Here is a 24,733-nt window from a genome sequence, read left to right on the forward strand (position 1 = left end):
GGTTCTTTCACTGGGGTTGCGTGGCGGGGTCCGCGGACTCTCAGGCCTCTTCGAAGCCCGCGACGATGGCGTCGGCGAGTTCTTCGCGCTCTTCGAGCGGGAGGAACGCGGACTGGGCGGCGTTGAGCTGGAAGACCTCGAGGTCGTCGATGTCGTAGCCGAAGGCGTCGCTCAGCAGCGCGAGTTCCTGGCTCAGGCTCGTGTCGCTCATCAGCCGGTTGTCGGTGTTGACGGTGACCCGGAAGCCGAGCTGATACAGCAGGTCGAAGGGATGGTCGAGTAGGTCATCGCCCCAGGCGGCGATTGCGCCGGTCTGCAGGTTCGACGACGGGCTCAGTTCGAGGGCGATCTCACGGTCGCGCACCCACTGGGCGACCGGGCCGAGGGTGATGTAGCGTGTTGTCGTCGTCCTCGCGGCCGATGACGATGTCTTCGGCGAGGCGCACGCCGTGGCCGAGGCGCAGTGCGCGGCCGTCGAAGAGGGCACCGCGGATGCTGCCCAGCCCGTCGGCCTCTCCGGCGTGCACCGTGACCGGCATGAACTCCTTGGCGAGGTAGTCGAATGCTGCAAGGTGGTTGCGGGCGGGGAAGCCGAGCTCCGCGCCGGCGATGTCGAAGCCGATGACGCCGTTGCCGCGGTGGCGTACGGCGAGTTCGGCGATCTCGAGGCCGCGGTTCGCGTGGCGCATCGCGGTGATGAGCTGGCCGACCCGGATGGTGGACCCGAATTCTGCCGCCTGGTCGACGCCGGACTCGAGGCCTTCCTGCACGGCCTCGACGACTTGGTCGAGGGTGAGCCCGCGGGTGAGGTGCTGTTCGGGTGCCCAGCGGATCTCCCCGTAGATGACACCGTCTGCGGCGAGGTCCTGCACGAATTCGCGGGCGACTCTGATGAGGCCCTCCCTGGTCTGCATCACGGCCGTCGTCACGTCGAAGGTCTTGAGGTAATCCACGAGCGAGCCGGAGTTGGCCTGGTCGGCGAACCAATCGCCGAGGGCGGCAGCTTCCGTCGACGGCAGGGCGAGACCGATGGCCTCCGCGAGCTCGATGATCGTCTGGGGGCGCAGGCCGCCGTCGAGGTGGTCGTGCAGCGATATTTTGGGCAGCGCATTGATGCTCGTACCACCGGGCAGCAGGAATTCCTCAAGGCTCGTATTCACGCTCACCAATCTACCGGCCCCGGCCTCCCCCGGCCCCTCCCCAGGCATAACTCCCGTAATTTATCGTGATCGGCAACAAACCGATCCCGTTCAGGAGATCGAGCCGGGCTCAGCCACCGATGCGCTCGGCGATGAGGGGGCCGCCGTCGAGCACGGGCTCGCCGGGTTCGCCGATCCGGTACGCGCCCTCGAGGGCCTCGAGGGCCCTGGCGAAACGCTCCGGCTCGTCGGCGCTGAGGGTGAAGAGCGGCTGCCCTGCGCGCACGGTGTCGCCCGGCTTGGCGTGCAGGTCGATCCCTGCGGCGTGCTGCACGGGGTCCTGCTTGCGGGCACGGCCCGCCCCGAGACGCCAGGCGCCGATCCCGAACGGCAGAGCCTGCTGCTCGACGAGCACTCCGTCACGGTCCGCCGTGACGACGTGGGTTTCCTTCGCGACCGGCAGCGCGGCATCCGGGTCGCCGCCCTGGGCGCGGATGACCTCGCGCCACTTGTCCATGGCCCGCCCGTCGGTGAGGGCAGCGGCGACGTCGACGCCTTCGATTCCGGCGAGGTCGAGCATCTCGGTCGCGAGGGCGATCGTGAGTTCGACGACGTCTGCAGGTCCGCCGCCGGCGAGCACCTCGACCGATTCGCGGACCTCGTTCGCGTTTCCGATCGCGAAGCCGAGCGGCACGTTCATGTTGGTGAGCAGGGCGGATGTCGCCACCCCGGCATCCTCGCCGAGCGCGACCATCGTGCGGGCGAGTTCCCGGGAGAGCTCGATGTCCTTCAGGAAGGCGCCGGACCCGAACTTCACGTCGAGGACGAGCGCGCTCGTGCCCTCAGCGATCTTCTTCGACATGATCGAGGAGGCGATCAGCGGGATCGCCTCGACGGTTCCGGTGATGTCGCGGAGGGCGTAGAGCTTGCCGTCCGCCGGGGCGAGGCCGCCGCCCGCCGCGCAGATCACGCCGCCGTGGTCGCGGAGCTGCGCGAACATCTCCTCGTTGCTGAGGTGGGCGCGCCAGCCGGGGATCGACTCGAGCTTGTCGAGGGTGCCGCCGGTGTGCCCGAGGCCGCGGCCGGAGAGCTGCGGGACGGCCGCGCCGAAGACCGCGACGAGCGGCATCAGTGGGAGGGTGATCTTGTCGCCGACGCCGCCGGTGGAGTGCTTGTCGGTGGTCGGCTTCCCGAGGCCGGCGAAGCTCATCCGCTCGCCGCTGTTGATCATGGCGAGGGTGAGGTCCTTGATCTCCCGCCGGGTCATGCCGTTCAGGAAGATCGCCATGGTCATCGCGGCCATCTGCTCGTCGCCGACGTAGCCGCGGGTGTACGCGTCGATCAGCCAGTCGATCTGGGGGGTGGCGAGTTCGCCGTGGTCGCGCTTGGTGCGGATCAGGTCGACGGCGTCGAAGGCTTCGAGGTGGGTCTGGGTGTTCACTGGTGTTCTTCCCGGTAGTCGGCGAGCTGGCGGGGCCCGAAGGCATCCGGCAGGACCTGGTCGATGGTGCGGAGGCCCGAGACTGTTTCCAGCAGCATGCCGGGTGCGGAGTGTTCGTAGAGGAGCTGGCGGCAGCGGCCGCACGGCATCAGCAGGTTGCCGTTGCCGTCGACGCAGCTGAAGGCGAGGAGCCGGCCGCCGCCGGTGAGATGCAGCACGGAGACGAGGGCGCACTCTGCGCACAAAGTGAGGCCGTACGAGGCGTTCTCCACGTTGCATCCGCTGATTACCCTGCCGTCGTCGACGAGGGCGGCCGCGCCGACGGGGAACTTCGAGTACGGCGCGTATGCGAGGCTCATCGCCTCGGTCGCGATGCTGCGGAGGAGCGCCCAGTCGATGGCGGGAGCCACGTGGCCGGACTCCGGTTCGTTATTTCGTGCGGGTTCGTTCTTTCGGGAGCTCACGATTTGATGTACGGCTTTCCGGAGGCCGCCGGCCCCCGTGACTGGCCGACGAGGCCGGCGACGGCGAAGATCGTGACGAGGTAGGGCAGCATCAGCATGAATTCGCTCGGCACCGGGGAGCCGATGATGCTGAGCACGTTCTGCAGGTTGCTCGCGAAGCCGAAGAGCAGCGCGGCGAGGGTGGCCCTGATCGGGTCCCAGCGGCCGAAGATGACGGCGGCGAGGGCGATGAACCCGGCACCGGCTGTCATCTCCTTGCCGAAGGCGCCGACGGAGCCGAGGGTGAAGTACGCCCCGCCGAGACCGGCGATCGCGCCTGCGAGCGAGACGTTCCAGAACCGGGTGCGGGCGACGTTGATGCCCACGGTGTCCGCGGCCTGAGGATGCTCGCCGACGGCGCGCAGGCGGAGGCCCCACTTGGTGTGGAAGAGGCCGAAGTACACGCACGCGACGGCCACGTACATGATGTAGACGATCAGGGTCTGCCGGAAGAAGACCGGGCCGATGATTGGGATCTCGCTCAGCAGCGGGATGTTGATGTTCTCGAACCGCGGCGGACTGTTGAGCGTCCCGGCGTTCGGGGCGAGCAGCTGGGAGAACAGGAAGCCGGTCACCCCGGAGACGAGCACGTTGAGCACGACGCCGACGATGACCTGGTCGACGAAGTACTTGATCGCGAACGCGGCGAGCACGAAGGAGACGAGCACGCCGGCGACCATCGCCGCGACAAGCCCGAGCAGCGGCTGCTGGGTGATCGACGCGACCATCGCCGAGGTGAACGCACCCGCGAGCAGCTGGCCCTCGATCGCGACGTTGACCACGCCGACCCGCTCCGAGATGACGCCGCCGAGAGCACCGAAGATGAGCGGGACGGCGAGGCTCAGCGACCCGAAGAGCAGCCCGGGCACGGGGATCGTGTGGTCGGCGGAGGCCCAGGCCAGGAAGCCGACCAGCAGGAACACCGCGAACACGGTGACGAGCCAGATCGGTACTTTCGCCTTCGAGCGCACGAGCCATCCGCTCGCCGCCGTGATCAGGAGCAGGAGGGCGACGACCGCGATGCCGGTCGGCCGGGTGGGCAGGACCACGTCGGGCAGCTGGATCAGGTCGGTCGTGGTGGACAGGCGCATGGTGCTCTCGCCGTCACGACCGAAGACGACGAGCAGCAGGAAGCCGAGCACCGAGAAGATCGCGAGGGCGATCGGGGTCTTCCAGCTCTTGATCTGCTCGAAGTCGGGCCCTGCGGCAGTGACTGCTGCGCCCGGTCCGGTGGACCCGGCCGGTGAAACGGTTGTCGGAGTGCTCACGAGGCCACCACCTCCGTGGGTGTCGTGGTGCGTTTCCGGGGCGTCTTCGCACCCGGGGTCTTCTGGCCCGGCGTCGGCAGCCGGAAGATGGCGCGCACGAGGGGCGGCGCCGCGATGAACAGCACGATCAGGGACTGCACGATCAGCACGATGTCGATCGGGACACCCTCTGCCGCCTGCATCGAGAACCCGCCCGCCTTGAAGGCGCCGAAGAGGATGCCCGCGGCGAAGACCCCCACGGGCGTGAGCGGCCGAGCAGCGCGACGGTGATCGCGTCGAACCCAATGCCGGAGTCGATGCCGGCGTCGAAACCGCTCGTCGACGTGCCGAGCACCTGGTTGATGCCGGCGAGGCCGACGAGGCCGCCGGAGAACAGCATCGCGTAGACGTACATCCGGTCGACGCTGATCCCGGCCACCCGGGCCGCGTGCGGGTTGAGCCCGACGGCGCGGAACTGGAAGCCGAGATTCGAGCGCGACAACAGCCACCAGGTGAAGATCGTCGCGATGATCACGAGGATGAACCCAAGGTGCAGGTTGTACGCGGGGCCGAGCAGGTCGGGGAACACGGCCGTCGGTTTGCTCGCGGGACTCTGCGGGTTGTTGGACCCCGGCGTCTTCAGGAAGCCGTCGCGCAGCAGGTAGCTGACGAGATAGTAGGCGACATAGTTCAGCATGATCGTCGTGATGACCTCGTGCGCACCGGTGCGGGCCTTGAGCAGGCCGACGATGCCGCCCCAAAGCGCACCGCCTGCGACGCCGACGACGAGGGCGACGACGAGGTGGATGCCGGCGGGCAGGTCGAGCGCGAAGGCCACCCAGCCGCCGAGCGCTGCCGCGATGAGCATCTGGCCGCGACCGCCGATGTTGAACAGCCCGACGCGGAAGCCGAGCGCAACGCCGAGGCCGGCCGCGATCAGCGGGGTCGCGAAGGTGAGGGTCTCGGTGAGCGGCTTGATCCCGGACGCGAAGTCCGGCTTGCGGAAGTTGTAGATCGACCCCTGGAACAGGGCGGAGTACGCTCCGGAGACGGAATTCCAGGCCGCGACGACGGTGTCGCCCGGTCGGGAGAAGAAGTACACCGATGCCTTCTGGACGTCCTCGTTGGTGAAGGCGATCAGGATCGCGCCGACGAGCAGGGCGAGGAGAACGGCGAGGACGGAGATGATGGCGTTCCCGGTCGTGATCTCTCGGAAGACCTGGTACGCGCGGCTCGGCTGGTCAGGCTGGTCCGGCCCGGCCGGCTTCCCGCTGGAAACCGGCGGGGTCTGAAGGGTCTCGCTCATGCTGCCGCTCCTTCTTCGGTCGGCGTTTCGCCGGCCATCATCAGCCCCAGTACGGCCCGGGGGTGTCGCCGGGGACGATGCCCACGACGCGGCCGCGGAACATCACCAGGATCCGGTCGGCGAGGGCGGCGACCTCGTCGAGTTCGGTCGAGATCACGATGACCGGGGTGCCGGCATCCCGGGTCGCGATGATGCGCTCGTGCACGAATTCGATCGAACCGACGTCGAGGCCGCGGGTCGGCTGGGCGGCGATGAAGAGCCGCAGATCGCGGCTGAGCTCTCTGGCGAGGACGACCTTCTGCTGGTTGCCGCCGGAGAGGCGGGCGACGAGGGTGTCGATGCCCTGGGAGCGCACGTCGAATTCCTTGACCTTGTCCTCGGCGAACCGGGCGAGGAAGGACAGCTGGACGTTGAAGCGCTTGACGAACGGCGGCTGGTGCGACCGGTCGAGCATCAGGTTCTCGGCGATCGTGAATTCGCCGACGAGGCCGTCCTCTGTGCGGTCCTCTGGCACGAAGCCGACGCCGGCGTCGAGGATCCGGCGCACGGTGTGGTTGCGAAGCGAGGCTCCGTCGAGGGTGATGTCGCCGGAGACGCGCGGCTGGAGGCCCATCAGGGCCTCAGTCAGCTCGGTCTGCCCGTTTCCCTGCACTCCGGCGATGGCGAGGATCTCGCCGGCGTGCACGGTAAAGCTCACGTTGTTGACGAGCACCTGCCCGCGCGGGTCGAGCACGGTGAGGTCGGTGACGACGAGGGCAGGGGCGCCGGGCGCGGCCGGGGACTTGTCAACGGTGAGGTCGACGGGGCGGCCGACCATCATCGTGGCGAGTTCCTCGTTGCTCGCGGTGGGCGAGGCCTGGCCGACGACGGCACCGAGGCGGATGACGGTGATCCGGTCGGCGACAGCGCGCACCTCCCTGAGTTTGTGGGTGATGAAGACGATCGAGGTGCCGGAGTCGCGCAGCTGGCGCATGATGCCCATCAGCTCGTCGGTCTCCTGCGGGGTGAGCACCGCGGTCGGCTCGTCGAAGACGAGCACCTTCGCATCGCGGGAGAGCGCCTTGATGATCTCGACCCGCTGCTGCACTCCGACGGGGAGGTCCTCGACGAGGGCGTCGGGGTCGACGTCGAACCCGAACCTGGCCGAGATCTCGGTCACCCGGCGGCGGGCGGCCGGGAGATCGAGGTGGCCGCCGAACCCGGTCTCTTCGTGGCCGAGCATGACGTTCTCGGCGACGGTGAAGACGGGGATGAGCATGAAGTGCTGGTGCACCATGCCGATGCCGGCGGCCATGGCGTCGCCGGGTCCGGAGAAGTGCTGGACGACGTCGTCGAGCAGGATCTCGCCTTCTTCGGCCCGGTAGAGGCCGTAGAGCACGTTCATCAGGGTGGACTTCCCTGCGCCGTTCTCGCCGAGCAGCGCGTGGATCTCGCCGGCCTCGACAGTGAGGTTGATGTGGTCGTTGGCGACCAGGGCACCGAATCTCTTCGTAATGCCTCGAAGTTCGAGCTTCATACTTCCCGATTCTATTGAGCAGCCGGCCGGGGGTCAGCGGCCGGGGGTTACAGCACACGGGGAGGCCAGCTCTCGCTGGCCTCCCCGCGATGGCACTTCCTGGTGTGTTACTTCGGGGTGGACGGCGACGTGACCTTGAGCTTGCCGCTGATGATGTCGGCCTTGATCGCGTCGACCTCCTTCACGAGCGCGGGGTCGACCTTGGACTCCCAGTCGTGCAGGGGCGCGATGTCGACGCCCTTGTTCTCGAGGGTGCCGATGTACGGGGTCGCGCTGAACTTGCCGTTCGCCGCGTCAACGACGATCGCCTTGGTCGCATCCGCCATCTGCTTCATGATCGAGGTGAGGTAGAGCGCCTTCGTGGCCGGTGCGGTCGCGTAGAGGTCGCTGTCGACGCCGACGATGGCAACGTCCTTGCCGGAGTCCTGGATGGCCTGCGCGGTGCCCTGGAAGAGCGGCCCGGCAACCGGAAGGATGATGTCGGCGCCCTGGTCGATCAGGTTGGTGCTGAGTGCCTTGCCCTGGTTGATGTCATCGAAGCTGCCGGCGAAGGTTCCGGCCTGGGCGGCCTTGTCCCAGCCGAGGAGCTTGACGGACTTCGACTTCTGGGTGTTGTAGTACGTCACGCCATCGGCGAAGCCGTCCATGAAGATCGTCACGGATGGGAACTGCTTGCCGCCGTAGGTGCCGACGATGCCGGTCTTGGTGGTGCCTGCAGCAAGGTAACCGGCGAGGAAGGCGGCCTGGGCGGTGTCGTAGAGGACCGGCTTGACGTTGTCGAGGGCAAGGGGGCTGAAGTCGTCATTCGACAGTGCGGAGTCGATGATGGCGAAGTCGGTCTTTGGGCTGGCCTTGGCCGCGTCGCGGGTGGTGTTCGCGAGCGCGAAGCCGACCGTGAGGATGAAGTTGCAGTTCTGGTCGACCATGCTGCTGACGTTGCCCGCGTACTGGTCGGTCGTCTTGGACTCCGCCTGCTTGAACTTGACGCCGAGGGCATCCGCTGCCTGGGTCATTCCGTCGAAGCTGGACTGGTTGAAGGACTTGTCGTCGAAGCCGCCGGCGTCGGAAACGATGCAGGGGGTGAAGTCGGTGACCGCAGCGGTCGACGTGGCGCCGCCGGTGCTCGGCGCCGCCGCACAACCGGCGAGCAGGGCTACGGCGCCCAGGGTGGCGAGTCCGCTGAAAACGGCCCTTCGTTTGGTGATTGTCAAGATGACCTCCATTGCTGGCCCGGCGCGGGTTCGACGGGGCTGTGTGCAATCAGGTTACCCAATGTTTCATTGCTCAGTTGAGCAAACTCGATAGGTGCGCTAAGCGTTATCAACCCGCTACCTGCACAAAACAAATCCGTGCACAATTAGCCGGAGACCGGCACAAACGATTCCGACGGTGTCGGCTACAGAACGTCGCTGCTCCCGGAGAGCTTGAGGGCGTCGACGACGGCCTTCACTTTCTGCGCATTCGCGCTCGTCGTCACGAGCAGAGCGTCCGGCGTGTCGATGACGACGATGTCCTCGACGCCGATCAGCGCGATCATCCGGCCGGTGTGGCTCACGACGATTCCGCTCGACGAGTCGGCGAGCACGCGGGCGCCCTCACCGAGGATCGCCAGGTCGCGCTTCCGCCCGTTCGCGTGGATCTTGGCGATCGACGCGAAGTCGCCGACGTCGTCCCAGTCGAACTGGCCGGGGATGACGGCGAGCTGGCCGCGCGCCGCGACCGGCTCCGCGACGGTGTAGTCGATGGCGATCTTCTTGAGCCTCGGCCAGACCTTGTCGACGACGGCGCCGCGGCGCGGGGTGTCCCACGCATCGGCTAGCTCGAGCAGCCCGGCGAGCAGCTCGGGCTCCGCAGCGCCGATCTCTTCGAGCAGTCGATCGGCCCTGGCGATGAACATTCCCGCGTTCCAGAGGTAGTGGCCGCTCGCGACGTACGCCTCCGCCGTCGCGAGGTCGGGCTTCTCGACGAAGGAATCGACGGACTGCGCGTTCGGCGCCCCGGGATTTCTAGCGGCGCGGCCGTCTTGATGTAGCCGAATCCGATCGCGGGCTCCGTCGGCCGGATGCCGATCGCGACGATGTACCCGGCATCCGCTGCCGCGACTGCCTCGACGATGGTCTGGCGGAACAGGATGGCGCCCTTGATGACGTGGTCGGCCGCGAAGGACCCGATGATGACGCCGGGTTCGCGTTTCTCGAGGATGGCCGCGGCGAGGCCGATGGCCGCCGTCGACTCGCGCGGCTCGCTCTCGAGCACGACGTTGAGGTCGGCGAGCTCCGGCAGCTGCGCCTCGACGGCGGCGCGGTGCGCGCGACCGGTGACGACCATAATGCGCTGGTCGCCGGCGAGCGGGGCCAGCCGGTCCCAGGTGTCCCTGAGCAGGGTCTGGCCTGACCCGGTGAGGTCGTGCAGGAACTTCGGCGCGTCCGCGCGGGAGAGCGGCCACAGGCGGGATCCGATGCCGCCGGCGGGGATCACGCTGTAGAAGCGCTCGAGTGGGTCAGGTGCCTGGGTCATTCGGCCAGACTACAGGCCGCCGGGGGCTGTTCACCGGGTATTCACGCAGTGGTTCCGGGTATTCACGTGCTTGTTTCGAGGGGTGCATACGCTCGAAACATGCGGGTTGCCGTCGTCAGTGAAAGTTTCCTCCCCACCGTCAGTGGGGTCACCACGAGCGTCTGCAAGGTGCTCGAGCACCTGCAGCGCACCGGGCACGAGGCGATCGTCATCGCCCCCGCCGGTGCTCCTTCCGAATACGCGGGTTTCCCGGTGTTCAGCGTCCCCGCCGTCTCCTACCGCCAGTTCCCTGTCGGGATGCCGAGCCCGCACGTGCAGCGCCTGCTCGCCGATTTCGGCCCGGATGTCGTGCACGCGGCCTCCCCGTTCCTCCTCGGCGCCCAGGGCATCGCGTCGGCGAACCGCCTCGACATCCCGAGCGTCGCGATCTTCCAGACGGATGTCGCCGGTTACGCCAGGCGCAACCGGCTCGGCCAGGCGACGAAGGTCGCCTGGCGCCTCGTCAAGTGGATCCACGACGGCGCCGACCTCACCCTCGTGCCCTCCTCTGCCTCGATGGCGGACCTCGAACGGGTCGGCGTGCGCAGGCTCGCCCGGTGGACGCGCGGCGTCGACCTCGTCGGCTACCACCCGAACCGGAGGAGCGAACCGGCCGTCGCCGAGCTGCGCAAGCGCCTGTCCCCGAACGGTGAGGTCGTGATCGGCTACGTCGGCCGGATGGCGCCGGAGAAACAGGTCGAACGGTTCCGTGCCCTCAGGGGCGTTCCGGGCATCCGTGTCGCCCTCGTCGGCGACGGGCCGTCCGTGCCGCTCATCCAGCGCGAACTCGCCGGCGTGCCGGTGACGTGGCTCGGCGGGCTCTCCGGGTCCGCCCTCGCCGACGCCTACGCCGCGTTCGACGTCTTCGTGCACGCCGGGACCGAAGAGACCTTCGGCCAGACGATCCAGGAGGCGCACGCGGCTGGGCTCCCCGTCGTCGCCCCGCACGCCGGCGGCCCGATCGACCTCGTCGCGCACGGCGACAACGGATTCCTCTTCACTCCCGACGACGAACGCGATCTGCGGCGCTGTGTCACGCGGCTCGTGGATGACGCGCCGCTCCGGCTGCGGATGGGCGAATCCGGCAGGAGGGCGGTGCTCGGCCGCTCGTGGGAGAACGTCTGCGAAACCCTTGTCGGTTACTACGACAAAGTCATCGACGAACGTGCCGCCATCCGCGTGATGACGGCGGTTCCGCTGTCAATGCAGCGCTGAGGGCCCTCGCGGATAATATCTCGGCCTAGAGACACTTAGGATGGTTGCACGCGCACCAGCGCAGTGCCGGCCTGCACTATTCGAGGCCGCTCATTCAGCCAGGGAAGGTTGGTCATGCCTCAGCAATCGGCACGGACATTGACATCCCAGCAGAAGACCACGTCACGCCGCCCCGCAGGAACCCTGTACCGGGGCCGCGAGGGTATGTGGTCGTGGGTCCTCCACCGGATCACCGGTGTTGCGATCTTCTTCTTTCTGCTGGTCCACATTCTGGACACGGCGCTCGTGCGCGTGAGCCCCGAGGCGTACAACGCGGTCATCTCGACCTACCAGACGCCGATCATGGGTCTCGGCGAGACGGCGCTCGTCGCGGCGATCGTGTTCCACGCGTTCAACGGGATCCGGATCATCCTGATCGACTTCTGGAGCGCGAAGTACCAGAAGATGATGTTCTACGTCGTCATCGGCCTCTGGGTCGTCACGATGCTGGGCTTCGCCCCCCGCCACCTCATGAACGTCTTCAGTCACTAGGAGGAGCAGCCATGGCAACCACACTTGACTCCCCCAGGAGCCCATACGCGCGCCCGACGGGCAAGCGCGGCACCAACTGGGAAAAATGGGGCTGGATCTACATGCGCGGCTCCGGCGTCGTGCTCATCGTGCTCATCTTCGGTCACCTCTTCGTGAACCTGATGATCGGCAAGGGCGTCGACGCCCTCAACTTCGGCTTCGTCGCCGGCAAGCTCGCGAGCCCGTTCTGGCAGTGGTGGGACGTGGCGATGCTCTGGCTCGCCCTGATCCACGGCGGCAACGGCATGCGCACAATCGTGAACGACTACGCGACCCAGCGGGTCACCCGCGGCATCTTCAAGTGGGCCATCCTCGCCGCCGTCGTGATCCTGATCGTGCTCGGCACGCTCGTGGTCTTCACCTTCGACCCCTGCCCGGCCGGTTCGCCCGCCGACCTTCTTCCCAAGTTCTGCCCGGCCATCTAGGAGCTCACACCAGCACATGACGGATGCATCAAACACCGCACCGACCGAATCCACCGTGATCGACGGCGTGCACTACCACAAGTTCGACATCGTGATCGTGGGAGCAGGCGGTGCAGGGATGCGCGCAGCCATCGAGGCCGGACCAGGGGCAAGCACCGCGGTCATCTCCAAGCTCTACCCGACCCGTTCGCACACGGGAGCCGCCCAGGGCGGCATGGCCGCAGCGCTCGCCAATGTCGAGGAAGACAACTGGGAGTGGCACACCTTCGACACCGTCAAGGGCGGCGACTACCTCGTCGACCAGGACGCGGCTGAGATCCTCGCGAAGGAGGCCATCGACGCGGTCATCGACCTCGAGAACATGGGCCTGCCCTTCAACCGCACCCCGGAGGGCAAGATCGACCAGCGCCGCTTCGGCGGCCACACGAGCGACCACGGCAAGGCGCCCGTGCGCCGCGCCTGCTACGCCGCCGACCGCACCGGCCACATGATCCTGCAGACCCTGTACCAGAACTGCGTCAAGCGCGGCATCAACTTCTTCAACGAGTACTACGTGCTCGACCTCGTGATGACCCCGGTCGACGGTGTCGACCAGCCGTCCGCCGTCGTCGCACTCGACCTGTCGAGCGGCGAACTGCACGTCTTCCAGGGCAAGGCCTTCATCTTCGCGACCGGCGGCTTCGGCAAGATCTACAAGACCACCTCGAACGCGCACACCCTCACCGGTGACGGCGTCGGCATCATCTGGCGCCAGGGCCTTCCGCTCGAGGACATGGAGTTCTTCCAGTTCCACCCGACCGGCCTCGCCGGCCTCGGCATCCTCCTCACCGAGGGAGCCCGTGGTGAGGGCGCGATCCTGCGCAACGCCTCAGGCGAGCGCTTCATGGAGCGGTACGCCCCGACGATCAAGGACCTCGCCCCGCGCGACATCATTGCGCGCTGTATGGTCAAGGAGGTCGCGGAGGGCCGCGGCGCCGGACCGAACAAGGACTACCTGTACCTGGACTGCACCCACCTGGGCGCCGAAGTGCTCGAGACCAAGCTGCCGGACATCACCGAGTTCGCCCGCACCTACCTCGGAGTCGACCCGGTCACCGAACCGGTGCCCGTGATGCCGACGGCGCACTACGCCATGGGCGGCATCCCGACCAACGTCAACGCCGAGGTGCTGCGCAACAACACCACCGTCGTTCCCGGCCTCTACGCCGCCGGCGAGTGCGCGTGCGTCTCGGTGCACGGCTCGAACCGGCTCGGCACCAACTCGCTCCTGGACATCAACGTCTTCGGCAAGCGCGCGGGCAACAACGCCGTCGCCTACGTGAAGACCGCGGAGTTCACCCCGCTGCCCGATGACCCGGCCGGGACGGTGCGCGAACTGCTCGAGGGCATCCGCTCGTCGACGGGAACCGAGCGCATCGCCGTGCTGCGCAAGGAACTGCAGGAGACGATGGATGCGAAGGCGCAGGTCTTCCGCACCGACGAGTCGCTCTCCGAGGTCACCGAGGTGATCCACTCGCTGCGCAACCGGTACAAGAACATCGGCGTGCAGGACAAGGGCCGCCGGTTCAACACCGACCTGCTCGAGGCAGTCGAACTCGGCTTCCTGCTCGACCTCGCCGAGGTCGTCGTGTACTCCGCCCGCAACCGCAAGGAAAGCCGGGGCGGCCACATGCGCGACGACTACCCCCTGCGCGACGACGTGAACTACCTCGTGCACACGATGGCGTACCTCACCGGTGACCCGCTCTCAGCGGATGCCGCAGACCACATTGCGCTGGACTGGAAGCCAGTCACCATCACGCGCTACCAGCCGATGGAAAGGAAGTACTGAGTGAGCACCGCATTCGCAGACGCCCCGGTCGTGCCCGAGGAGATTCAGTCCTTCACCGTCACGCTCATCATCCGGCGCTTCAACCCGGAGGTCGACGACGAGCCGCACTGGGAAGACTTCGACGTGCAGATGTACCCGACCGACCGGGTGCTCGACGCGTTGCACAAGATCAAGTGGGAGCAGGACGGCTCCCTGTCGTTCCGGCGCTCCTGCGCGCACGGTATCTGCGGCTCTGATGCGATGCGCATCAACGGCCGCAACCGCCTGGCCTGCAAGACGCTGATCAAGGACCTCGACATCACCAAGCCGGTCTACGTGGAGGCGATCAAGGGACTTCCGCTCGAGAAGGACCTCATCGTCGACATGGAGCCGTTCTTCGAATCGTTCCGGGCAGTTCAGCCGTTCCTGGTGTCCAACACCGCGCCCGTCGGCGGCAAGGAGCGCATCCAGACCGTCGCCCAGCGCGAACGTTTCGACGACACCACGAAGTGCATCCTCTGCGCGGCATGCACCTCGAGCTGCCCGGTGTTCTGGACGGACGGGCAGTACTTCGGCCCGGCCGCGATCGTGAACGCGCACCGCTTCATCTTCGACTCGCGCGACGAGAACGCAGCCGTTCGCCTCGACATCCTGAACGACCGGGAGGGCGTCTGGCGCTGCCGGACGACCTTCAACTGCTCGGAGGCGTGCCCGCGCGGCATCCAGGTGACGCAGGCGATCGCCGAGGTCAAGCAGGCGATCCTGCGCGGCAAGGCCTGAGCGCAGGAGTCTCACACGCACGAATCTCATCCGGAGTAGCCGGTGGCGCCGACTCGGGTTTCGTCGCCACCGGCTGGTCGCGCGTCCCCGGCGGCTGGCCGGGTCGAGTGACCGTCGCTCAGTCCACGAGCCAGATCGACCCGGCTCGGACAGTGCCGAACGAGCCGTTCTGGACCCGGGAGCGCCGCGCCGGAGCGAGGCGATCGGGCCCGGCCGGGGCATCCGCTTCGGGTGTCGGATGACCGGTCTGGACGGGTGGACTCTCGGATCGTCGCAGATCCGGGCGGTCGGGCGCAAGAGGTGAGGGAGTCTCACGAGTGATTGCGCCCCCGAACTGGGGGTATTCGTGGGCGTTTGCGGAAATCGTTAGGCTTATGCGGTGAAGCCGCCCGCATTCGTGAACCGACTGACGACCCTGTCCAAGCGCATCATGCAGTGGCGGCCCGTGCGTGCATTCACGCACTTCGGGGAAAGCAGCGGTGCGATCCTCGCCGGGGGCATGACCTACCAGGCCATTTTCGCGATCTTCGCGGCGGTCTGGGTGGGCTTCTCGATCGCTGGGCTCTGGCTGACCTCGAACCCGGCGCTCCTCGACCAGCTGTACTCCCTGATCAACCAGTCCATCCCCGGGTTGATCGGCAAGGGTGGAGTGATCGACCCGACCCAGCTCGCGAGCCCGGGGGCGCTGACCTGGACCGGTGCGATCGCCCTCGTCGGCCTGATCGGCACGACCCTCGGCTGGCTGTCGACGACCGCGCAGGCCGTGCGCAGCATCTTCGGGATGCCGCGCGACGGCACTTTCTTCCTGCTCGTCAAGCTCAGGGAGCTCGGCCTCGGTGCGGGCTTCGGGCTCGCGCTCATCGTCTCCGCGCTGATCTCCCTCGCGAGCACGGAGGCCCTCGGCGGCATCCTCGGCTTCCTCGGCGTCTCGCGGGACTCTCTCGGGTTCATCGTGGGGGCGCGCACGATCGGGCTGCTCGTCGTGCTCCTCATCGACACCGTCACACTCGCCGTGCTGTTCCGGGTGCTGAGCCGGGTGCACATCCCGTTCCGGAAGCTCGTGTCCGGCTCCCTGCTCGGCGGGGTCGCGCTCGGCGGGCTCAAGGTGCTCGGCGGCGCCCTCCTCGGTGGGGCGGGCAAGAACCCCTTGCTCGCGACCTTCGCCGTCGTGATCGGGCTGCTGATCTGGTTCAACTTCATGAACACGGTGATCCTCCTCACCGCCTCCTGGATCTCGGTCGGGATGCAGGACGCGGGCATCCCGCCGCAGCCGGTGAACCCGGACGAGGCCGCAGCGGCGGCGGAAGCCCGCGAGCTCGAGGCGCGGCGGATCGCCGCGCTCGCGGAGCTGCGGGATGCCAGGGCGGCCCACGAGGCGTCCTCCTGGGGCCGGCGCTGGGCATCCGCTCGCCGGCTGCGCGCCGCCGAGAAGCGCGCAGCCCCCTTCGCCCCGCCGACCTAGACTTGGTTCATGCCGTCTACGCCTGCAGCTTCAACGCCGTCTGCCCAGCCGCTTCGCATCGCCTCGATCAACGTCAACGGGGTGCGCGCTGCTTACCGTAAGGGGATGGGCGACTGGCTGGCCGGACGGGACGTCGACATCCTCGCCATCCAGGAGGTCCGCGCTTCGACCGAGGACCTCGAAGGCCTGCTCGGGCCGGAGTGGAGCATTCTCCACGATGCCGCGACGGCCAAGGGACGGGCCGGGGTCGCCCTCGCGAGCCGGTCGACGGCATCCATTCACCGGGTCGAACTCGGCGCGGAGGACTTCGACAGCGCCGGGCGCTGGCTCGAGGCCGACTACGAGGTGAACGGCACGATCGTGACCGTCGTGAGCACCTACGTGCACTCCGGCGAGACCGACACCCCGAAGCAGGTCGAGAAGTACAAGTTCCTCGATGCGATGCTCGCTCGGCTGCCCGAGCTCGCGGCGCACAGTGAACGCGCGGTCGTGCTCGGCGACCTCAACGTCGGGCACCGCACCCTCGACATCAAGAACTGGCGCGGCAACCGCAAGCACGCGGGGTTCCTGCCGGAGGAGCGGGCGTACTTCGACCGCATCCTCGGCGCGGAGGATGAAGCCGGCTACAACGCCGGCGCCGGTCTCGGCTGGGTCGACGTCGGCCGCAAGTGGGCCGGTGAGGTGGAGGGGCCGTACACGTGGTGGTCGCAGCGCGGCAAGGCCTTCGACACGGATACCGGTTGGCGACTGGACTACCAGCTCGCGACCCCGCTCCTGGCGGCATCCGTCGTCGACTACACGGTCGACCGCGCGGATGCGTATGACCAGCGCTGGTCGGACCACTCCCCCGTCGTCGTCGACTACGCGCTCTGACCCATTTCACGCCACCGGCTCCGGCCCGCGGCCACACGCTACGAAAGATCTGAATCATGGACAAGCCCCGCCTCTACTCCGGCATGCAGCCGTCGGCCGAATCGCTGCAGATCGGCAACTACATCGGCGCCCTGCTGAACTGGAAGTCGCTGCAGGAGACGCATGACGCGTTCTTCTCGATCGTCGACCTGCACGCGATCACCGTCGCGCAGGACCCGGCCAAGCTGCGGGATAATACCCGCCGCACCGCGGCGCAGTACATCGCGAGCGGGATCGACCCCGACGCCTCGACGCTCTACGTGCAGTCGCACGTTGCCGCGCACGCGCAGCTCGCCTGGGTGCTGAACACCATCACCGGTTTCGGCGAGGCCAGCCGGATGACCCAGTTCAAGGACAAGTCCGCCAAGCAGGGTTCCGACGGCACCACGGTCGGGCTGTTCGCCTATCCGATCCTGATGGCCGCGGACATCCTGCTCTACGACACGGTCGTCGTTCCCGTCGGCGAGGACCAGCGCCAGCACGTCGAGCTGACCCGCGACATCGCGGCGCGGTTCAACACCCGATTCGGCGACACGTTCGTGGTGCCGGAGGCCTCCATCCAGAAGGAGACCGCCAAGATCTACGACCTGCAGAACCCGCTGTCGAAGATGTCGAAGTCGGCAGAGTCGCACGCCGGCGTGATCTGGGTGCTCGATGAGCCCTCTGTCACCGCCAAGAAGATCATGCGCGCGGTGACGGATGCCGATGGCGGCGTGGTCTTCGACCGGGAGAACAAGCCCGGCGTGGCCAACCTGCTCACGATCTACTCGACCATGGCCGGGCGCACGGTCCCGTCTCTCGAGGACGAATACGCCGGCCGCGGCTACGGGGACCTCAAGAAGGGCCTCGCCGAGGTCGTCACCGGCACCTTCGGTCCGATCCGCGCACGGGTGATCGAGTTGCTCGACGACCCGGCCGAACTCGACCGACTACTGGCCGTCAACGCCGGGCGGGCGGCATCCGTCGCCGATGCCACCCTCGCGCGTGCGTACGACCGCGTCGGCCTGCTCCCGCCCCACTGACCACCCGCCCGCGCGCCCTGAGGCACACGGCCGAGACGACTGTGGCCGATTCGGACAACTGTTGCCGGCCCGCGGGCCGCAACTGTCCGAATCGGCCACAGACGCCGGTATCGCTCGAGCGCAGTGAGCTAGATATTGTTCCTACTGACGTTGTGAACGCGGTCGATGGGTGATTTGCCGCCGATGCCGGTATGGGGTCTGTGGTGATTGTAGCTATGGATCCAGTCCTGGTAGGTGTTGGCGCGAGCCTGGTCTGAGCTGTAGTGCCGGGCGTAGGCCCACTCGGCGGCGAGGGTGCGGTGGAAGCGCTCGATCTTGCCGTTGGTCTGCGGCCGGTAGGGGCGGGTGAATTTGTGCTTGATGTCGCCGAGGGTGTCGTTGAAGAACCGGGACCGGTAGCAGGACCCGTTGTCGGTCATCACGCGCAGCACGGTGATGCCGTGGGAGGCGTAGAACACGTTGGCGCGCTGCCAGAACCCGGCGGCGGTTTCCTTCTTCTCGTTGGTCAGGATCTCGGAGTAGACCAGCCTGGAGTGGTCGTCAATCGCGGAGTGCAGGAAGGAATGGCCGACCCCGGCGCGCCTGTTTCTCTTGCCGGCCTGCCGGCCGAGGGTGCGGTGTCCGCCGCCGTCGGGGATGCGGCCGAGTTTCTTCACGTCCACGTGCACGAGATCGCCCGGATTCTCGCGTTCGTAACGGACCGGTTTGGGTTTGCGAACCGGCAGACCGGTGTTCAGGTCGATGTGACCCAGGAGGGGCATGTTGTATCGGTTGAGCACCTTTGACACGGTCGACTGAGGCAGGCCCAGGTGGTAGCCGATCCGGTGTGGTCCCCACCGTCTGGTGAAGCGCAGCGCGACGATCCGCCGCTCGGTGCGACGATCCGTCCGAGACGGCGATGCATGCGGGCGCGACGAGCGGTCTTCGAGTCCGTCCCGCCCGTGAGCGCGGTATCGAAGAACCCACTTGGACACCGTCGCGCGAGAGACCTGAAGGCGTTCGGCAACACGAGCCTGCGCCCAGCCGTCGCGAACGACAAGCTGGGCGAGTTTGAGGCGCCCTTCCGGGGTGAGCGACGCGTTGGCATGGGTAACGTAAGAGATGAGGGCCTCCGTGGCATCGACTTGAGTGTGGTAACCCAATCGATACCGGAGGTCCTCACCTTTTAGCTCACGCCACGCACACAACCTCCGTGGGAAGAACAGCTAGAGGACGTCCTCGTCCACCCAGTCGAGGGACTTGGTGACGGCCTTCTTCCAGTTGCGCAGCAGGCGGTCACGCTCGGCGACGTCGAGCTGGGGCTCCCAGCGGGCGTCCTCCTGCCAGTTCGCGCGGAGCTCGTCGAGGTCGTTCCAGAAGCCGACCGCGAGGCCGGCCGCATACGCGGCGCCCAGGGCGGTCGTCTCGGCGACCACCGGGCGCACCACGGACACGCCGAGAATGTCGGCCTGGAACTGCATTAAAAAGTTGTTGGCCACAGCGCCGCCGTCGACCTTGAGCTCGGTGAGCGGAACCCCGGAGTCGGCGTTGACCGCGTCGATCACCTGCGCGACCTGGTACGCGATCGCCTCGAGTGCTGCCCGGGCGATGTGGCCCTTGTTGACGAAGCGGGTCAGTCCAACGAGTGCACCACGGGCATCGGCACGCCAGTACGGCGCGAACAGGCCGGAGAACGCCGGTACGAAGTAGGCGCCGCCGTTGTCCTTCACAGACAGGGCGAGCGCCTCGATCTCTGAGGCCGAACCGATGATGCCGAGGTTGTCGCGCAGCCACTGCACGAGCGCGCCGGTGACGGCGATCGAGCCCTCGAGCGCGTAGTGCGTCTCGCCGTCGCCGAGCTTGTAGCCCACGGTCGTGAGCAGCCCGTTCTGGGAGTGCACGATCTCGGTGCCGGTGTTGAAGATCAGGAAGCAGCCGGTGCCGTAGGTGTTCTTGGCCTCGCCCTGGTCGAACGCGGCCTGGCCGAACGTCGCGGCCTGCTGGTCGCCGAGGATGCCCGAAATCGGGGTCTCCCGCAGCAGGCTGTGGCCGCTCGCGATCCCGTAGACCTCGGAGGAGGACCGGATCTCGGGCAGCATCGACCGGGGCACGTCGAAGGCGGCGAGGATGCCGTCGTCCCACTGCAGGGTCTCGAGGTCCATGAACAGCGTGCGGCTCGCGTTGGTGACGTCGGTCGCGTGCACGCCGCCCTCGAGGCCGCCGGTGAGGTTCCAGAGCACCCAGGAGTCGGTCGTGCCGAACATCAGCTCGCCGGCATCCGCCTTGGCCCTGGCGCCTTCGACGTTCTCGAGGATCCAGACGATCTTCGTGCCCGAGAAGTACGTGGCGAGCGGCAGGCCGACCTGCTTCTTGAAGCGCTCGACGCCCCCGTCGGCGGCGAGGCGATCGACGATGGGCTGGGTGCGGGTGTCCTGCCAGACGATCGCGTTATAGATCGGGAGCCCGGTGGTGCGGTCCCAGACCACGGCGGTCTCACGCTGGTTGGTGATGCCGACGGCGGCGATGTCGTGCCGGGTCAGGTTCGCCTTGGACAGCGCCTGCCCGATGACCTCACGGGTGTTGTTCCAGATCTCCATCGGGTCGTGCTCGACCCAGCCGGCGCGGGGGAAGATCTGCTCGTGCTCGAGCTGGCCGTTCGAGACGATCGAACCGGCCTTGTCGAAGATGATCGCCCGGGTGCTGGTCGTACCCTGGTCGATCGCGATGACGTAGTCAGCCATTGATAACTCCTTTGTTATTCGTGTGTGTCAGGTTAAGCGGGGGAGGTGAGAGCTGCGTGGGAACAACCAGTCGAAGCCGGTGCCCTAGCGGATACCGCGTCAGGCCAGGATCGGCAGGAGCGCGGTCGAAACGAGGCCCGCCAGGACGCCGCCGATGACGGGGCCGACGACCGGCACCCAGGAGTACGACCAGTCCGAGGAGCCCTTGCCCTTGATCGGCAGGATGAAGTGCGCGATGCGCGGACCAAGGTCACGGGCCGGGTTGATCGCGTACCCGGTCGGCCCACCGAGCGAAGTGCCGATCACGATCACGAGCAGGGCCACCGGAAGAGGGCCGAGCGCGGCCAGCCCGCCGTTGACGCCCTGTCGACCGCCGCCGAAGGCGATGATCACGAACACCAGCACGAAGGTGCCGATGATCTCGGTGACGAGGTTCCAGCCGTAGGAGCGGATGGCCGGACCGGTCGAGAAGACGCCGAGCTTGTTCGCCGGGTTCGGTTCCTGGTCGAAGTGCTGCTTGTACGCGAGCCAGCAGAAGACAGCGCCGATGATGGCGCCGAGCATCTGCGCGCCGATGTACGTGAGCACCGACACGACGTTGACCGGAACGCCGGAGCCGAATTCCGTCGCACCCGATGCGACGAGGCCGAGGGTGACGGCGGGGTTGAGGTGAGCGCCGGAGTTGTAGGAGACGATGACGCCGGAGAAGACCGCGAGGCCCCACCCGATCGTCACCATCAGGAAGCCGCCGCCGAACCCCTTGTTCTTGGCGAGGGCCACGTTGGCCACCACGCCGCAGCCGAGGAGGACGAGCAGGGCCGTGCCCACCAGCTCCGAGAGGAAAACGATACCGAGATTGTCCACATTGACACCCTTGTTCAGTGAAGCCGAATTGTTGACGCTGGAGATGAGACAGTGTTTGGGCCGGTTATGGCTGCAAAACGAATCTCGAGAAACCTATCGGCTCTGCGCGGCCAATGGTGCATTCCACCGTGCACGTTTGTGCAGATCGTCGCCTACGCGCGTGAAGCGGATGCCGCGTCGACCGTGGTGAGGTCGACACCATGCCGGTCGCGCAGCACGTCGACGGCGAGGTCGAGTTCGGCTGCCCCGCGCGCGGAATCCCAGCCGAGGACGGGAGCGAGGACTCCGGCGAGTTCTTCGAGCAGCGCCAGGCTGAGCTCACCACGGAAGGCCATGCTCGTTCGTCGCAGCACGAGGTCGGTCAGGTGCACCACGGATTCTGTGGCCGCGAGGAACTCAATCTCGCGACGGGAGTAGTCGGCGTGGTGTTGGAGCACTGCGTCTGGTTCCGCGGTGATGAAGTCGATCACGTCGACCGCGCGGGTGCCGTAGCGGGTCAGCAGCTCGTCGGCCCTCGAGGCGCCGACCTCGTCGCCGTTCGCGGCGATCCAGACCCGGTGCGCGGCATCCGTCGCCGGGAAGTTGCGGCCGCCGCCGATGGGGAGGCCGGCCGTCGACACGACCCGGGTGCGGCCGAGCAGGGCGAGGATGTCACCGCTCAGGTGCTCGGCGAGGGCCCGGAACGTCGTCCACTTGCCGCCGACGAGGCTGAGCAGGGTGCCCGGTCGGGCACCGAGTGGACGGGACTCGATGCGGTAGTCGCGGGAGACGAACCCCGGCGCCTCGTCGTCGTGCCGGGGCAGCGGGCGCACACCGGCGAACCGGAAGACGATCTCTGAGCGGTTGACGGCCACATCCGGGAAGACGTGCTTGACGAGATCGAAGAAGTAGTCGACCTCGCCCTCGGTGCAGAGCGCGGGCTGGGTCATGTCGTGTTCGAGGTCGGTGGTGCCGACCAGCACCCGACCCGCTAGCGGGTAGATCAGCACGATGCGGCCGTCCTTGTGCTCGAAGAAGATTTCGCGGCCACCCGTTGCCGCGAGAAGCTCCGGGTTGTCGAGCACGATGTGCGACCCCTTGGTGCCGCCCATGAACGTACTGGTCTGACCGAGGGCCGTGTTTGTCAGGTCGGTCCAGGGCCCGGACGTGTTGACGACGATGTCAGCCTCGAAACTGAATTCGGCGCCGGTGACCGTGTTCCGGAGACGCACGCCCGCGGCATCCATGCCGATGGCCTCGATGTAGTTGGCGCTGCGCGCGTGCGCGCCGGCGGCCAGGCCGTCGGCCAGCACGTCGAGCGCTAGGCGCTCAGGGTCGTGCATGGAGGCGTCGTAGTACGTGGCGGTGTACTTCAGGCCCGGGTTGAGGCGCGGCAGCAGTCTGAGCGAGGCCTTCCTGCCGAGGAACTCGTGGCGGGGCACCGTGCCGCCGTCGCGGGAGAAGGAGTCGTAGAGCATCATGCCGATCTTGATCAGCAGGGCGCCACGTTCCTGGGCCGCAGCCTGGCGGTGAGTGAGGAAGCGCATCGGTGCGGACATCACGCCGGAGAAGGTGGAGTAGATCGGGATGGTCGTTTTGAGGGGCTTGACGTAGTGCGGTGCGATCTTCAGCAGGCTGTTGCGTTCCTCGACCGACTCCTTGACCAGGCGGAATTCCCCGTTCTCGAGGTAGCGCACACCACCGTGGATCATGTGGGAGGAGGCCGACGAGGCGCCGGAGACGTAGTCGCCCTTGTCGACGATCGCGACGTCGATGCCCTGCATCGCCAGGTCACGGAAGGTCGCGATGCCGTTGATCCCGGCTCCGATGATGAGCACCTGGGCCCGGGGAGTTCCTGCAGGGCGGCCTGGGCGGCGGCTCCGGACAGCGGACGGGCGGAGGATGACTGATCGGGAGTTGACGGCACTGATTCGCTCACTTCTTTGCGGCTGGGAAACTATGCGGGACGGGAGACTTCTCCTACCCTGCTAAGTTCTACACAAACGGTCAAGAGCCGTGAACATATGTGCAAGGAGTCGCCGTGATCCACCCGAATGATCCGCCCCTGTCCGACCGCACCTCGGACGCCCTCACCGCGGCGCAACTGTATTACGTGCAGGACCTCACGATGGAGGCCATCGCGCAGGAGCTGCACACCTCCCGTTCGTCGGTGTCCCGCCTGCTCAGCCAGGCCAGGGCCAGCGGTCTGGTCGACATCCAGATCCGCTCTCCACTCGATGCTCCCAGCCGGGTCGAGAAGCTGATCCTGGACCGGTTCCAGGTCACCGCGCACGTTCTGCCGGTGCCCGACTATGCCAGCGACGTCGACAGGCTGGAGCGAGTTGCCCTGTCCGTTGCACGGATTCTCGGCGAATTCTTCGACTCGAACATGATCATGGGCATCGCCTGGGGCTCCACGATGAATGCCGTCAGCCGCCACCTGACGCCGAAGCGCACCCACAACGCGCAGATCGTGCAGTTGAACGGCGCCGGAAACACCCGCAGCACGGGCCTCGACTACGCCAATGAGATCCTGCGACGATTCAGCAACGCGTTCGACGCCCGCCTGGAGCAGTTCCCGGTTCCCACCTTCTTCGACGATCCGGCCACACGCACGGCCTATTGGCGTGAACGCGGACTGCGCCGGTTGCTGGAAATGCAGGGCAACATGGATGTCGCCCTCTTCAGCGTGGGATCGCCCTTCTCCATGGTTCCCAGCCACGTGTATGTCGGCGGCTACCTCGACGACGAGGAGTTCACGGCGCTCAGCGACGCCGGGGTCGTCGGCGACGTTGCGACCGTCTTCTACCGCGCGGACGGTTCGACAGACGGCATCCCGCTCAACGACCGCGGGACCGGACCGGAACTGTCGGTGTTGCGGCGCACCCCGCGGCGCATCTGCGTTGTCGCAGGCACCTCCAAGGTGGACAGCCTGCGCGGCGCGCTGGCCGCCGGCCTCATCACCGACCTGTTCATCGACGAGGGCACCGCCCGCGCCCTGGTCGGGTCGTAAGAAAACGTCCAAATCCTGCACAGGGCCGGGAGGGAATTATCCGGGAGTGGTGGCGTTGGGCTATAACTAGAAGCAAGAAACGTGCTCCGGGGTCGGTGTAAATCCGAACCGGCGGTGAAAGTCCGCGACCCGTTCCGCCCCAGGGCGAAACGGTTGAGCTGGTGAAATTCCAGCACCGACGGTTAAAGTCCGGATGAGAGGCGCACGATTCGGTTGGACCTTCGGGGCCCGCCGAAGGATTGTGGCGTACGCG

The 24,733-nt window shown here is 67.2% G+C and carries 17 protein-coding genes, 4 pseudogenes and 1 riboswitch; of the genes and pseudogenes, 9 read left to right on the forward strand and 12 right to left on the reverse strand.

Features of this window, described 5'->3' with window-relative positions:
- Window positions 1–40: 40 nt before the first annotated feature.
- From RGU41_RS12920 to RGU41_RS12955, 8 genes and pseudogenes are all read right to left on the reverse strand, one after another.
- Window positions 41–1,160 (reverse strand): annotated as a pseudogene (locus RGU41_RS12920) (adenosine deaminase).
- Between the two features lie 109 nt (window positions 1,161–1,269).
- Window positions 1,270–2,580, reverse strand: a complete 1,311-nt coding sequence (locus RGU41_RS12925; protein ID WP_134449405.1) for a thymidine phosphorylase — start codon at window positions 2,578–2,580, stop codon at window positions 1,270–1,272.
- Window positions 2,577–2,990, reverse strand: coding sequence for a cytidine deaminase (locus RGU41_RS12930; RefSeq protein ID WP_323508119.1), 414 nt, complete (start codon window positions 2,988–2,990; stop codon window positions 2,577–2,579). The genes RGU41_RS12925 and RGU41_RS12930 overlap by 4 nt, the downstream gene beginning before the upstream one ends.
- Before the next feature lie 50 nt (window positions 2,991–3,040).
- Window positions 3,041–4,351 (reverse strand): ABC transporter permease, encoded by a 1,311-nt coding sequence (locus RGU41_RS12935; RefSeq protein ID WP_416172931.1) that lies wholly within the window; start codon window positions 4,349–4,351, stop codon window positions 3,041–3,043.
- A pseudogene (locus RGU41_RS12940) lies at window positions 4,348–5,636 on the reverse strand (ABC transporter permease). Before RGU41_RS12940 ends, RGU41_RS12935 begins: the two are co-directional and overlap by 4 nt.
- Window positions 5,633–7,152: pseudogene (locus RGU41_RS12945) on the reverse strand (ABC transporter ATP-binding protein). Before RGU41_RS12945 ends, RGU41_RS12940 begins: the two co-directional pseudogenes overlap by 4 nt.
- Before the next feature lie 107 nt (window positions 7,153–7,259).
- On the reverse strand, window positions 7,260–8,363 hold the full coding sequence (locus tag RGU41_RS12950; protein ID WP_134449409.1) for a BMP family lipoprotein: 1,104 nt from the start codon (window positions 8,361–8,363) through the stop codon (window positions 7,260–7,262).
- A 185-nt stretch (window positions 8,364–8,548) separates the two neighbouring features.
- Window positions 8,549–9,669: pseudogene (locus RGU41_RS12955) on the reverse strand (mannose-1-phosphate guanylyltransferase).
- A gap of 99 nt (window positions 9,670–9,768) precedes the next feature.
- Here RGU41_RS12955 and RGU41_RS12960 point away from each other — a divergent pair.
- The 8 genes from RGU41_RS12960 (at window position 9,769) to trpS (ending at window position 17,904) form a co-directional block, all read left to right on the forward strand.
- The gene (locus RGU41_RS12960) at window positions 9,769–10,923 is read left to right on the forward strand and encodes a glycosyltransferase family 1 protein (protein ID WP_322136427.1); all 1,155 of its coding nucleotides are present in this window, start codon (window positions 9,769–9,771) and stop codon (window positions 10,921–10,923) included.
- A gap of 114 nt (window positions 10,924–11,037) precedes the next feature.
- On the forward strand, window positions 11,038–11,454 hold the full coding sequence (gene sdhC / locus RGU41_RS12965; protein ID WP_322136428.1) for a succinate dehydrogenase, cytochrome b556 subunit: 417 nt from the start codon (window positions 11,038–11,040) through the stop codon (window positions 11,452–11,454).
- An 11-nt stretch (window positions 11,455–11,465) separates the two neighbouring features.
- Window positions 11,466–11,918, forward strand: a complete 453-nt coding sequence (locus RGU41_RS12970; protein WP_134449413.1) for a succinate dehydrogenase hydrophobic membrane anchor subunit — start codon at window positions 11,466–11,468, stop codon at window positions 11,916–11,918.
- 16 nt (window positions 11,919–11,934) lie between these two features.
- Window positions 11,935–13,749, forward strand: a complete 1,815-nt coding sequence (sdhA, locus tag RGU41_RS12975) for a succinate dehydrogenase flavoprotein subunit (RefSeq protein WP_134449414.1) — start codon at window positions 11,935–11,937, stop codon at window positions 13,747–13,749.
- Window positions 13,750–14,508 (forward strand): succinate dehydrogenase iron-sulfur subunit, encoded by a 759-nt coding sequence (locus tag RGU41_RS12980; RefSeq protein ID WP_134449415.1) that lies wholly within the window; start codon window positions 13,750–13,752, stop codon window positions 14,506–14,508. It begins immediately after the preceding gene.
- Between the two features lie 379 nt (window positions 14,509–14,887).
- A complete protein-coding gene (locus tag RGU41_RS12985) occupies window positions 14,888–15,970 on the forward strand; it encodes a YihY/virulence factor BrkB family protein (protein ID WP_322136429.1) in 1,083 nt (360 codons plus the stop codon).
- Between the two features lie 9 nt (window positions 15,971–15,979).
- A complete protein-coding gene (locus RGU41_RS12990) occupies window positions 15,980–16,843 on the forward strand; it encodes an exodeoxyribonuclease III (RefSeq protein ID WP_322136430.1) in 864 nt (287 codons plus the stop codon).
- 56 nt (window positions 16,844–16,899) lie between these two features.
- Entirely contained in the window at window positions 16,900–17,904 is a 1,005-nt protein-coding gene (gene trpS / locus RGU41_RS12995; protein ID WP_322136431.1) for a tryptophan--tRNA ligase, read from the forward strand.
- 128 nt (window positions 17,905–18,032) lie between these two features.
- On the opposite strand, the gene RGU41_RS13000 is transcribed toward trpS, so the two are convergent.
- The 4 genes from RGU41_RS13000 to RGU41_RS13015 all read right to left on the reverse strand — a co-directional run bounded on the left by RGU41_RS13000 (window position 18,033) and on the right by RGU41_RS13015 (window position 23,305).
- Entirely contained in the window at window positions 18,033–19,007 is a 975-nt protein-coding gene (locus RGU41_RS13000; protein WP_322137351.1) for an IS481 family transposase, read from the reverse strand.
- A gap of 102 nt (window positions 19,008–19,109) precedes the next feature.
- The gene (glpK, locus tag RGU41_RS13005; RefSeq protein WP_322136432.1) at window positions 19,110–20,624 is read right to left on the reverse strand and encodes a glycerol kinase GlpK; all 1,515 of its coding nucleotides are present in this window, start codon (window positions 20,622–20,624) and stop codon (window positions 19,110–19,112) included.
- 99 nt (window positions 20,625–20,723) lie between these two features.
- A complete protein-coding gene (locus RGU41_RS13010; protein WP_322136433.1) occupies window positions 20,724–21,488 on the reverse strand; it encodes an MIP/aquaporin family protein in 765 nt (254 codons plus the stop codon).
- 152 nt (window positions 21,489–21,640) lie between these two features.
- Entirely contained in the window at window positions 21,641–23,305 is a 1,665-nt protein-coding gene (locus RGU41_RS13015; RefSeq protein ID WP_322136434.1) for a glycerol-3-phosphate dehydrogenase/oxidase, read from the reverse strand.
- Between the two features lie 203 nt (window positions 23,306–23,508).
- Here RGU41_RS13015 and RGU41_RS13020 point away from each other — a divergent pair, with 203 nt between their 5' ends.
- Window positions 23,509–24,480 (forward strand): sugar-binding transcriptional regulator, encoded by a 972-nt coding sequence (locus tag RGU41_RS13020; protein WP_255454143.1) that lies wholly within the window; start codon window positions 23,509–23,511, stop codon window positions 24,478–24,480.
- Between the two features lie 78 nt (window positions 24,481–24,558).
- Window positions 24,559–24,689, forward strand: a riboswitch (FMN riboswitch).
- The last annotated feature ends 44 nt before the right edge of the window (window positions 24,690–24,733 follow it).

This window comes from Cryobacterium sp. 10C3, assembly GCF_034314285.1.
Lineage (GTDB): Bacteria > Actinomycetota > Actinomycetes > Actinomycetales > Microbacteriaceae > Cryobacterium > Cryobacterium glucosi.

What these genes read in the sequence shown, in the direction of transcription:
- RGU41_RS12960 (WP_322136427.1), top strand. Translation starts at nt 9,769, where the DNA reads ATGCGGGTTGCCGTCGTCAGTGAAAGTTTCCTCCCCACCGTCAGTGGG.
- sdhC (WP_322136428.1), top strand. Translation starts at nt 11,038, where the DNA reads ATGCCTCAGCAATCGGCACGGACATTGACATCCCAGCAGAAGACCACG.
- RGU41_RS12970 (WP_134449413.1), top strand. Translation starts at nt 11,466, where the DNA reads ATGGCAACCACACTTGACTCCCCCAGGAGCCCATACGCGCGCCCGACG.
- sdhA (WP_134449414.1), top strand. Translation starts at nt 11,935, where the DNA reads ATGACGGATGCATCAAACACCGCACCGACCGAATCCACCGTGATCGAC.
- RGU41_RS12990 (WP_322136430.1), top strand. Translation starts at nt 15,980, where the DNA reads ATGCCGTCTACGCCTGCAGCTTCAACGCCGTCTGCCCAGCCGCTTCGC.
- trpS (WP_322136431.1), top strand. Translation starts at nt 16,900, where the DNA reads ATGGACAAGCCCCGCCTCTACTCCGGCATGCAGCCGTCGGCCGAATCG.
- glpK (WP_322136432.1), bottom strand. Translation starts at nt 20,624, where the DNA reads ATGGCTGACTACGTCATCGCGATCGACCAGGGTACGACCAGCACCCGG.